This window comes from Xanthomonas sp. SHU 166 (genome assembly GCF_000364685.1).
Lineage (GTDB): Bacteria > Pseudomonadota > Gammaproteobacteria > Xanthomonadales > Xanthomonadaceae > Xanthomonas_A > Xanthomonas_A sontii.
Genome location: NZ_AQOJ01000201.1, coordinates 1 through 5,536, shown reverse-complemented (window position 1 = coordinate 5,536; position 5,536 = coordinate 1). Strand labels below are relative to the sequence as shown.

The following is a 5,536-nucleotide window of genomic DNA, read 5'->3' as shown; positions in this document are numbered from 1 at the left end:
GCCGCCGGCAGTTGGCTGGCGCGCGCGGCGCGGGTGCGCGAGGATGCGCCCACGGTGCACGACGCGCGCGAGCGCGTGGAGCAGGTGCGGGTGGCGCGCATCGCCGCCTTGCGCGATGCCGGCCTGCGCGATCTGGCCACCCCGGCCGGATTGAAGTCGGCGCGCGAGCGCCTGGGCGACGTGCTGCGCATCGCCGATCCCGGCGACCCGGTGGCGGCGATGCTGCGCGAACGCATCGACCTGGCCACCCACTACGGCAGCTTCCGCCCCGGCCAGGTGTTCACCGACGGCATGCACGACGGCGGGCGCGGCCCGCAGATGATCGTGGTGCCGCACGGCGGCTTCCGCATGGGCGCGGCCGAGACCGAACCCGGCGCCTCGCCAGCGGAGATGCCGCAGCACTACGTGCGCTTCGACCGCGGTTTCGCCATGTCGATCACCGAGGTCACCGTGGCCGAGTTCCGCCGTTTCGTGGAGGCGACCAATGCGCGTCCGCGCGCCACCCGCCGCGGCCATTCCACCGTCTACGACGAACGCAGCGGCAACTTCGTGCGCCGCAACGGCGTTGACTGGCAGTCCGATTACCAGGGCGCGCGGGCGGTGCCGAACAGCCCGGTGATGCACGTCAGCGTGCGCGACGCCGAGGCCTATGCGGCCTGGCTGTCGCAGCAGACCGGGCGGCATTACCGGCTGCCCAGCGAGGCCGAGTTCGAATACGCCCTGCGCGCCGGCGGTCGCGGCCGCTATCCCTGGGGCAACGCCGGCACGCCGCCGCGCGGCAGCGGCAACTTCACCGGCGGCGGCGACGTCTCGCCCAGCGGGCGGCACTGGCGCAATGCCTTCGTCGGCTACACCGACGGCTTCTGGGGCCCGGCCCCGGTCGCCAGTTTTTCCGCCAACGCCTGGGGCCTGCACGACATGGCCGGCAACCTCAGCGAGTGGGTCGCCGACTGCTGGCACGCCAGCTATCGCCGCGCGCCGGCCGACGGCGCGGCCTGGTACAACCCGGGCTGCCGCTCGCGGGTGGTGCGCGGCGGCAACTGGGCCAATGCGCCGGAGCAGACCCGCGCGGCCTGGCGGCTGATGCAGGATTCGGACAGCACCAGCGCACGCGTCGGCTTCCGCCTGGTGCGCGGCATTTGACGCCGCCGCGCCGGTGCCGGCGCTAGATTGCCTCACCAGTCAGCGAGGGGGAGTGCGATGAACCAAGTCTTCGGCCGCCAGGGCGGCGAACCGGGCGGCGGCCGCCGTGGACCGCTGGGCGGGGTGCGCTGGCTTGTACTGCTGGGCTTTGCCGTGTATGCCGGGTTCTACTGGTTCTCCAACCGCAGCGAGGATCCGTACACCGGCGAGCAGGTGCTGATCGACCGCTCGTTGAATGTGGAGGACGAGAAGGCGCTGGGTCTGCAGGCGTACCAGGAGATCCTGGCGCAGGAACATCCGGTCGATCCGCAGTCGCAGGTGGCGCAGCAGGTGCGTGCGATCGCGCAGCGGCTGATCGCCAAGGTCGACGTGGTCGAGGACGCGCTGGCCGCCGAGCACGGCATGCAGGCCAAGCATTACGCGCGCGGCTTCGACTGGGACGTCAACGTGATCGAGTCCGACCAGGCCAATGCGTTCTGCCTCCCCGGCGGCAAGATGGCGGTCTACACCGGGCTGCTGCCGGTGGCCAAGAACGCCGACGCGATGGCGGTGGTGATGGGCCACGAGATCGCGCATGCGCTGCTGCGGCATGGCGCGCAGCGCATGGCCCAGCAGAAGCTGACCCAGATCGGGCAGATGGCCGGCGCCGCCGGCGGCCTGGATCCGCAACAGCAGCAGATGGCGATGGCGGCGATGGGCTATGGCTACCTGCTGCCGTACGCGCGCAGCCACGAGACCCAGGCCGACGAAGTGGGCCTGATGCTGGCCGCGGCGGCCTGTTTCGACCCGCGCGAGGCGGTGCCGCTGTGGCAGCGGATGAGCGCCAGCAGTGGCGGCCAGGCGCCGCCGGAGTTCGCCTCCACCCATCCCAATCCGGGCACCCGCATCCAGAACCTGCAGGCGCTGATGCCCAAGGCGCTGGAGTACCGGCAGCGCTTCTGCGAGTCCGCGCGTGGTGCTTCGCAGTAAGCGCTGCCGCCGTTGCACGCGTTGGCTGCCTTGTCGCTGAACGCCGCGCGCTTATCCACGCTCGCGTGCACGGCGGCGGGCGCATGATGCGCTCCACACCATCGGGAGCACTGCCATGAAACGCCTGCTGCTGTCCTCCCTCGTCGCCACGGCCGTGCTGGCCGGCTGCGCCACCAACCGGCTCAGCGACGACGAGCGTCTGACCCTGTACCGCGCCCACGCCGGTGCGCCGGTGCGCGACTTCCAGTACTTCAACCGGCTCAGCGGCTGGACCGCACTCGGCGACAGCGCGCTGGCGGTGTGGACGCGCCCGAACCAGGCCTATCTGCTGGAATTCGCCGGCACCTGCCAGGACCTGGATTTCGCCCCCAGCATCGCCATCACCCATTTCGGCAGCCAGGTCTCGGCGAAGTTCGACGACGTGCTGGTGCTCGGCGGCGGCCCCGCCGCGATTCGCCTGCCGTGCCGCATCGACAGCATCCGCCCGCTCGACGTCAAGGCGCTGCGCACCTCGGAGAAGGAACTGCGCGAGGCCAAAGTGCAGGAACGGGCGCAGCAGGCGCCCGGCACTGCTGACGCAGTGCCGGGATTCGGGATTCGCGAGGCGGTGCGCGCGGTGGTGCGGCTAGGGTGATGTCGCACCGTCGCTTGCTGGTGCAGCCTGTTGCGTCAGGTGCACTGCAAGGTGCTGTGCGGCACGCCCTTATGGCTCCGGGGCGCACGCTTCAGCCGCGACGGGTATTACCGGTAAGGCCGTGTCGCGGCTGAAGACGCTCCTGGAGGTCGGGTGAGGTGCGACGAACGCAGGCGCTTGGCGGTGTCTGAGCGTCGGTACGTGGGAGTGACGCGACGACGCGGTGGTGCTCAGGAGGCCTGGTCGGGCGCCACGTAGCCGTCGGGCTTGTCGGCGCCGCCCTGGAACAGGAACTTCTCCAGTTCCGCTTCCAGGAACGCGCGGTGCTTGGGATCGCGCGGCGACAGCCGGTTCTCGTTGATCAGCATGGTCTGGTGCGCCAGCCAGGCCTGCCAGCCGGCCTTGCCGATGTGCGCGAACACACGCTTGCCGAGCTCGCCGGGATAGGGCACGTAATCGAGCCCTTCGGCGTCGCGTTGCTGGTACTGGCAGAAGACGGTGCGGGACATGGCAACAATTCCTGGCGGTGCGTGCGGCGGCGCGCGCTGGCGCGCTAGAGGCCGTCGAGCAGTTTGCGGATCGGTGCGGGCAGGCCCAGCGCCGACAGGTCGGCGCGCGCCACCCAGCGCAGGTCGTCATTGTCGCGTACCGCGTCGCGCAAGGCGACCTTGCGCAGGCGCAATGGCTGCAGGTGCAGGCGATAGTGGCTGAAGGTGTGCACGATCGGCGCCATCGGCTCGGCCGCATCGAAGTCGCGGCCGCTGATCTCGCGGTCGAACCAGGCGCGCAGTTCGCTGTCGGTCTCGGCCTGCGGCAGGGTCCACAGCGAGGCCCAGATGCCGGTCGGCGGCCGCCGCTGCAGCAGCAGTTCGCCGGCGGCGTTCTCCAGCAGCAGCGCCAGCGCCTCGCGCTCGGGCAGGGTCTTGCCCGGCCTGGGGGTGGGCAGCGCCTCGACCAGGCCGTCGCGGCGCGCCACGCAGTCGTCCTGCAGCGGGCACAGCACGCAGGCCGGGGTGGCGCGGGTGCACAGGGTGGCGCCGAAATCCATCTGTGCCTGGGTGTAGTCGGCCATGCGCCCGTCCGGCACGGCGGCCACGTGGTCGTGCGCGAGCGCCCACAGCGGCTTTTCCACCGCCGGCAGGCCGGGGTAGCCGGCGATGCCGTGGTAGCGGGTCAGCACACGCTTGACGTTGCCGTCGAGAATCGGGAAGCGGTCGTTCCAGGCCTGGCTGAGGATCGCGCCGGCGGTGCTGCGGCCGATGCCGGGCAGTGCATGCAGGGCCTCGAAATCGCGCGGCAGCTCGCCGCCGTGCAGTTCCACGCAGCGCTTGGCGGCGGCATGCAGGTTGCGTGCGCGGGCGTAGTAGCCGAGCCCGGCCCATTGCGCCATCACCGCGTCGTTGTCGGCGGCGGCCAGGTCGGGCAGGGTCGGGAAGTGCTGCAGGAAGCGCAGGAAATAGGGGATGACCACCGCCACCTGGGTCTGCTGCAGCATGATCTCCGACAGCCACACCCGGTACGGACCGCGCGGATGCTGCCAGGGCAGGTCATGCCGCCCGTGGCGGTCGAACCAGGCGAGCAGGCGGGTAGGGAAGGTGTCAGAGGGCTGGCGCATGCTGGCAGGAACTCGTTCCTTCTCCCGCCGGGAGAAGGTGCCCCGAAGGGGCGGATGAGGGTACGGGCAAAGCCTCGGGGACCTGATTCCGCGAGACGCTTCGCGCCGTACCCTCACCCCAACCCCTCTCCCGGTGGGAGAGGGGCTTTGCATCAGCCGCCCAAGGCGTCGGGCAGCAACGCGTCGACGAAGGCTTCGGCGTCGAACACGCGCAGGTCTTCGGGGCGCTCGCCGATGCCGGCGAAGCGGATCGGGATGCCGAATTCGCGGGCCAGGGCGAACACCACGCCGCCCTTAGCGGTGCCGTCGAGCTTGGTCACCACCAGACCGGTGACGCCGACCGCGGCGTGGAACTGGCGCAGCTGCGACAGCGCGTTCTGGCCGGTGGTGCCGTCGATGACCATCAGCACCTCGTGCGGGGCGCTGGCGTCGAGCTTGCCGAGCACGCGGCGGATCTTGCCCAGCTCGTTCATCAGCCCGGTCTGGGTGTGCAGGCGGCCGGCGGTGTCGGCGATCAGCACCTCGGTGCCGCGCGCCTTGCCGGCCTGCAGCGCGTCGAAGGCCACCGAGGCGGCGTCGGCGTTCTGGCCCTGCGCGATCACGGTCACGCCGTTGCGCTCGCCCCAGGCCTGCAGCTGCGCCACCGCGGCGGCGCGGAAGGTGTCGCCGGCGGCCAGCATCAGGCTGTGGCCCTCGTCCTTGAAGCGCTTGGCCAGCTTGCCGATGGTGGTGGTCTTGCCGACGCCGTTGACGCCGACGGTCAGCACCACGAAGGGCTTGGCGTCGCGGTCGATCTGCAGCGGCCTGGCCACCGGCTGCAGGATCGCCAGCAGGTCGGCGCGCAGCGCCTGCTGCAGCGCCCTGGCGTCGGCGAACTCGCGCGCCTTCATGCGCTTGCGCAGGCTCTCGATCAGCGCGGTGGTGGCGGGGATGCCGACGTCGGCGGTGATCAGCGCGGTCTCGATCTCGTCGAGCAGGTCGTCGTCGAGCTTGGGATTGCGCGAGAACAGACTGCCGACGCTGCGCGCGAAGCTGCTGTTGCGCAGACGCTCGCGCCAGCCTGGCTTGCCGGCCGGGGCGGCGGGTAGGGCATCACTGCGCACCAGGTCGGCGTCGGCGGCAGGCACGGACACCGCGACGGGCGGCTGGGCGGGGGCGGGCGTCGGCTGCGGCAC

At 71.3% G+C, this 5,536-nt stretch carries 6 protein-coding genes; 3 read left to right on the top strand and 3 right to left on the bottom strand.

Features of this window, described 5'->3' with window-relative positions; translation table 11 throughout:
* The 3 genes from D180_RS06995 to D180_RS06985 all read left to right on the top strand — a co-directional run.
* Positions 1 to 1,143 (top strand): formylglycine-generating enzyme family protein (locus D180_RS06995; protein WP_017912230.1); only part of this gene is annotated, 1,143 nt, incomplete at its 5' end.
* Positions 1,144 to 1,200: 57 nt separating this feature from the next.
* Positions 1,201 to 2,112: a M48 family metallopeptidase gene (locus D180_RS06990; RefSeq protein ID WP_017912229.1), complete on the top strand. Its 912-nt coding sequence runs from the start codon at positions 1,201 to 1,203 to the stop codon at positions 2,110 to 2,112.
* A gap of 115 nt (positions 2,113 to 2,227) precedes the next feature.
* Entirely contained in the window at positions 2,228 to 2,746 is a 519-nt protein-coding gene (locus tag D180_RS06985; RefSeq protein ID WP_017912228.1) for a DUF6491 family protein, read from the top strand.
* 230 nt (positions 2,747 to 2,976) lie between these two features.
* Here D180_RS06985 and D180_RS06980 read toward each other — a convergent pair whose 3' ends face one another.
* From D180_RS06980 to ftsY, 3 genes are all read right to left on the bottom strand, one after another.
* Positions 2,977 to 3,255: an oxidative damage protection protein gene (locus D180_RS06980; protein ID WP_017912227.1), complete on the bottom strand. Its 279-nt coding sequence runs from the start codon at positions 3,253 to 3,255 to the stop codon at positions 2,977 to 2,979.
* 44 nt (positions 3,256 to 3,299) lie between these two features.
* On the bottom strand, positions 3,300 to 4,361 hold the full coding sequence (mutY, locus tag D180_RS06975; RefSeq protein WP_017912226.1) for an A/G-specific adenine glycosylase: 1,062 nt from the start codon (positions 4,359 to 4,361) through the stop codon (positions 3,300 to 3,302).
* 152 nt (positions 4,362 to 4,513) lie between these two features.
* On the bottom strand, positions 4,514 to 5,536 hold a 1,023-nt coding region (ftsY, locus tag D180_RS06970; protein ID WP_017912225.1), incomplete at its 5' end, for a signal recognition particle-docking protein FtsY.